We start from the raw sequence: 4,432 nt of genomic DNA, 5'->3' as shown, positions 1-4,432 counted from the left end.
TGCCAGCATCCACCACCGAGGTAACGCCGCTGCTCACGCCCACCAGATCCGGGTCGTCATGATAAATCGGTGAAGAGGGATAACAGTGTACGTGAGAGTCGATCCAGCCAGCGCTCAGGCGGTAGTTCCCCGCCAGATCCAGTTGCTTGTGGGCACTGGCATCCGCCGCCAACTGCCCGACGACGGCAATCTTACCCGCCTCAATAGCCACATCGGCCAAGGTGTCGTCCACTAGCCTGGCGCGCCGGATGATTAGGTCATACATGCTTCGCTACTCCTTGCCAAACCCTGGGCGGTTGACCCAGGGTTTGGCACTTGATTAAGAAATGGCTACCGGGAAAAATGCCCCTAAGATCATGGCCCCCAGGATCGCGCCGCCGGTGATCGGCTTGCCCCAGATGTAGAACAGCAGCGCACCCAGCAGGGAACCCAGGCCGATCGGGATCGAAGCGGCCATGGCAGACAGGATGATCAACGGCCCAAGGAAACGCCCAGAAGAGTTACCCGCCCCCATCATCACGTCCGCCCCATAGGTGGAGTTGCTCTGATTGATGGTAAATTTACGCGCCAGGATAATCAGATAACCAATCGCCAGGCCAATGACCAAGCCGGTGACCAGCGAGGCGGCAAAGTTGGCTACCGGGAAAACAATCCCCGCACCCAGCAATAGCGCAGGAACACCCAGGCCAACCCCGGTCTGGATCGCCCCGCCAATATCCAGGATCCCTACCAGAGAACCTTCGATAATACGGGCAAACAGGAAGCTGGCACCGAACGCCGCCACCGCACCGTAAACCCCGGTGTCCATCCCGGCACGCAGCATGGAAACGAAAGCCACTTCGTTAAACGCGCCTATGCCATACAGGTAATACATGTGTGTCCCGGCGAACACGCCGGACGAGAGCAGGCCAACAAAAATCGGGAACGACCAGTCGGCATACCAGAAGCCTTTGTCTGCTTGTGCTTCCATCATTCAGCTCCTTATTTTCCGCTCAGGGTGTTATGAATGGCATCCAGCCAGCCAGGCACGCCCAGGCTGAAGGATTCGAGAACTTTCATATCAAAGCCGCGGAAGAAGCCGCTCAGCACGAACAGCAGCACAATCGCCACCATCATGATCTTGGTGACTTTATTCCAGCCGCTCTCTTCAACGCCCTTGCCAATCAGGATACCCAGCACCAGACCTGGTACGGCGTTACCCATGATCAGTTGCGCCAGACCACCGAAGATGGTGCCCCAGAAGCCAGAACGTTTGCCCGCTTCAATCGCCGCCAGCCAGAAGATCACCGGCATGACGGTGTTCACCAGCAGGTTGGCCGCTGGAACCAAGACTTTGATGGCCGTAACCTGCAAGGCCGCAGGCACTGCCGAAGCGGTGGTGTTAAGGAAGGCCACGACCAAAATGCCGATGATGCCGCAAGCGATGGCCATCTTTTTTGGGTCATGCATGGTTTCTGCGACGTTGCGGTTTTTGATCATCAGGGCTGCCGCGCCCCAGTTAGGGATGATGCGATGGTCAACGTCCTGCGTGAAGGCCCCCGCCGCCACAGAAGACGCCCAGGCGTTGAAGAAGAAGCCCAGACCAAATGAGAAATGAGAGGCCGGATCGCCTTCACAGGAGTTCAGCTCACCCAAGGTACGGAACGCTCCCATACCCTGCGTCGTCGGTGCGTGGAACATACGTGCGGCACCAGCCCCTACGCCGACGCCAACCAGCCCGCCGATAATAATCGACTTAAATAAGATGATTAAAAACATCAGAATATCCTTCTTATGTCATGCCCAGTGGATCCCAAGACGCAGCTATGGCGCTGTGGCTTGAAACACGACGGATATAACGTTTTTATTTCTGGGTGAAGACCACCTTTTCGGTATTGATGATCGTCACGTTTACGGTTATTTCTAATGAAACGGCATAGCTTTTTCTTTCGCGCGCCAGGAAGAAGAAAAGAAATTTTTCTTTTGTGGTTCTCTCTTCCGCCTTTACTATTTTGACGTCCTGCGGTTCGATACGCAGCAGAACATTATTGGTGGATTTTAAAATCACGCCCTGTACATTCGCTAATGCACCGGCAAAGGCTTTAGCTTTACTATCGCCTTTACCCTCCACGTTAACCGAGGTGGTATAAGTCTCTTTCATTAAGGATTGCCGTATTTTTTGACATACGCTTCCACTAGCCGCTGGCCTAATTCTTCTTTATCCATAAAGCCAAAGCCTAATACATTGCAGCCTTCGTTAATTGCCGTCACGCCTTCTTCGATAGAACGCATACCATATCTGGATTTATAACCATATTTGGTTTGTGCGGTGATTGCCCCAGCGCCGCCGCTGCCGCAGAAGGAAATGCCCAGTTGTGCATTCTCTGCTTTCATCACGTCACCCAGCTTCATATCCGCCGCCATGCCAGGGATCACAATCACCTTTGCACCTGCATTTTCAACGCCTTGGCCTACTTTCTGGCCTTTACCCAGCCGATCGCCAATCACTACGGTTATTTGTCCCATGGGGTTTTTCTCCTGAATAATTTTAATGAATCAAACGTTATTGGTCGTTATCTTTAGCCACTTCAAAATGAACCGAAAGCAGATACGCCTCTTCAATCGGTAGCGTGGCAAACTTATTTACCACTCGCTCTGCCAGTTGCATCGAACCGGCAGAGATTTCATCAAACAGTGATTTATCCACTTCTGGCAAAGGTTCGCCCGTTATTGAGCGCAACACCATCGCGCGGATATGAGACTCCAACATTTGTTGTTGCACCGCATTGGTGTAAATATTCTCTTCACCCAACATGGCGGTAATATCGGCCAGCAGTTGAGTGGTAATCGCTGCGGCCTCACTGATATCAGTCTGTTCCATGTTACTTACCGAAGCAGTTCCGTCATTCACTTTGCAGTCACCTCTGGATCCAGCTATTTATCCGTTAACGGTAAAGCGCTTTACCTTTACCCGCTTTCTTTGATGTCTTTACCCTAACCTTTGGGGCATTGCTTGTGTAGCGCGTTTTTTTCCAGTTCGAACTGGAAATTGCGTGACGCCAGGGGATCCATTTCGCAAAACCGGAGGTTTTTACGCTAAGTAAATGAGATTGCAAAAAGAGTTTGCAACGCAGAGTTGCCAGTTGGTGTCGCGGCGCAAAAAACTTCGTGATCGAGATCTCTTTCTTTTCCGGCCCTAACAGCCTACTATCAGTAGGACAAACCGACATTTTTCACACCCCCGCTCCCAAAGGTGCGGGGGTGTTGCTTTTGTGTTGTTTTCCGAATTTATGGCGCAGAAAGGGCGCCCTTTGATTGGACTGGAGAGTGGAATGACCAAACCAACCATTACCATTAATGAGCTGGATGCGGAACGCCTGGATGCACTACTGGCACAGCCAGCCTTTGCCAATACTGACGTCGCCGCCGCGCTGAACGCTGAACTGGATCGCGCTGACATTGTGCCGGCGTCGCAGATCCCTGCACACGTCGTCACCATGAACAGCCGCGTACGTTTTCGCGATCTGCATACTTCAGAAGAACATGTGCGCACGCTGGTTTACCCTGCCTCGCTTAAAGACAGCGCTGAGCAGCTGTCAGTGATGGCGCCTCTGGGTGCAGCACTGCTGGGAATGCACGTGGGTAAACAGATCAATTGGCAGTTGCCAAACGGCGAAGAAGCCCGCATTGAAGTGCTGGAATTGCTGTATCAACCTGAAGCTGCGGGCGAGTATCACCGCTAAGCCAGGTTTCCGGGCGGCCATTCAGCCGCCCTGTTTGCGCCTTTACAGGCAAATCGCGATTAACACCACCACCAGCAGCAACACGTAAATTCTGGCGTGCAGCCTGTCATCTACGCTGGGCAACACCCGTTTGGCAAACGCGATCCCCGCGATACCTGCTACCAGCAGTAACCCCAAAATCAACAGGTTCACATAGCCGAAATAGTGTGGCCCGCTCACCTTCCCCATACCGAGATAGCCATACAAGAGAGTCGCAACCACCGCGACTGGAATCGATAACGGATTGGCCGCACTGACGCAATGCTTCATGTCATAACCCTGGCGGCGGGCAACAGCGTTACCCAGGTAGCAATCGAGTTAAGCTATGAGAGCAGTGCGGCCTTTTCGACGATGCTCCGTCGGGTGTTAGGGTTGGCACCGTCTTCTTATCTGGGGTGATAGCAATGACCGCCATCGGCGGTCACCGAGGATGTTCTGACGTTTAGCGGAATTTTTTATGATTGGCATCACGGGTTTGCTTGAAGCCCTCAGCCACTTTGCGCGCGTCATCCAGCTTGCCCTGATTCGCCAGCGCCATTGACTGATCGATCTGCCCGACCAGCGTCGCCAGCCCTTGACGAAACTCCTTCATCTCCGGGCTGTCTGGCGCTTTACTTTCCAGCTTCGGCGGTGTGCCCTTCTGGGCATCCATAGCCGCAGCACGCATATTC

At 53.3% G+C, this 4,432-nt stretch carries 8 protein-coding genes and 1 pseudogene; 1 reads left to right on the top strand and 8 read right to left on the bottom strand.

What is annotated here, in order from left to right:
* The 6 genes and pseudogenes from ACLQ7H_RS01240 to ACLQ7H_RS01215 form a co-directional block, all read right to left on the bottom strand.
* Window positions 1–265: pseudogene (locus tag ACLQ7H_RS01240) on the bottom strand (amidohydrolase/deacetylase family metallohydrolase); the annotation flags it as partial.
* Between the two features lie 54 nt (window positions 266–319).
* Entirely contained in the window at window positions 320–970 is a 651-nt protein-coding gene (locus ACLQ7H_RS01235) for a DUF4310 family protein (protein WP_024483730.1), read from the bottom strand.
* A gap of 11 nt (window positions 971–981) precedes the next feature.
* Complete coding sequence (locus ACLQ7H_RS01230) at window positions 982–1,758, bottom strand: DUF4311 domain-containing protein (protein WP_021180718.1); 777 nt, start codon at window positions 1,756–1,758, stop codon at window positions 982–984.
* An 85-nt stretch (window positions 1,759–1,843) separates the two neighbouring features.
* The gene (locus ACLQ7H_RS01225; RefSeq protein WP_021180719.1) at window positions 1,844–2,140 is read right to left on the bottom strand and encodes a DUF4312 family protein; all 297 of its coding nucleotides are present in this window, start codon (window positions 2,138–2,140) and stop codon (window positions 1,844–1,846) included.
* A complete protein-coding gene (locus tag ACLQ7H_RS01220; RefSeq protein ID WP_021180720.1) occupies window positions 2,140–2,505 on the bottom strand; it encodes a glycine-rich SFCGS family protein in 366 nt (121 codons plus the stop codon). The genes ACLQ7H_RS01225 and ACLQ7H_RS01220 overlap by 1 nt, the downstream gene beginning before the upstream one ends.
* Before the next feature lie 37 nt (window positions 2,506–2,542).
* Window positions 2,543–2,860: a glycine dehydrogenase gene (locus tag ACLQ7H_RS01215; protein WP_411751096.1), complete on the bottom strand. Its 318-nt coding sequence runs from the start codon at window positions 2,858–2,860 to the stop codon at window positions 2,543–2,545.
* Between the two features lie 451 nt (window positions 2,861–3,311).
* On the opposite strand from ACLQ7H_RS01215, the gene rnk reads away from it, so the two are divergent.
* Window positions 3,312–3,722 (top strand): nucleoside diphosphate kinase regulator, encoded by a 411-nt coding sequence (rnk, locus tag ACLQ7H_RS01210; RefSeq protein ID WP_021180723.1) that lies wholly within the window; start codon window positions 3,312–3,314, stop codon window positions 3,720–3,722.
* A 42-nt stretch (window positions 3,723–3,764) separates the two neighbouring features.
* On the opposite strand, the gene ACLQ7H_RS01205 is transcribed toward rnk, so the two are convergent.
* Both ACLQ7H_RS01205 and ACLQ7H_RS01200 read right to left on the bottom strand, forming a co-directional pair.
* On the bottom strand, window positions 3,765–4,031 hold the full coding sequence (locus ACLQ7H_RS01205) for a hypothetical protein (protein WP_411751095.1): 267 nt from the start codon (window positions 4,029–4,031) through the stop codon (window positions 3,765–3,767).
* 172 nt (window positions 4,032–4,203) lie between these two features.
* Window positions 4,204–4,432: cytochrome b562 (locus tag ACLQ7H_RS01200; RefSeq protein ID WP_411751094.1), on the bottom strand; the 229-nt coding region annotated here is incomplete at its 5' end.

This window comes from Serratia sp. (in: enterobacteria) (assembly GCF_046715635.1).
In the GTDB taxonomy this organism is placed as follows: Bacteria; Pseudomonadota; Gammaproteobacteria; order Enterobacterales; family Enterobacteriaceae; genus Chania.
This window is presented reverse-complemented; position numbering and strand designations above follow the sequence as displayed.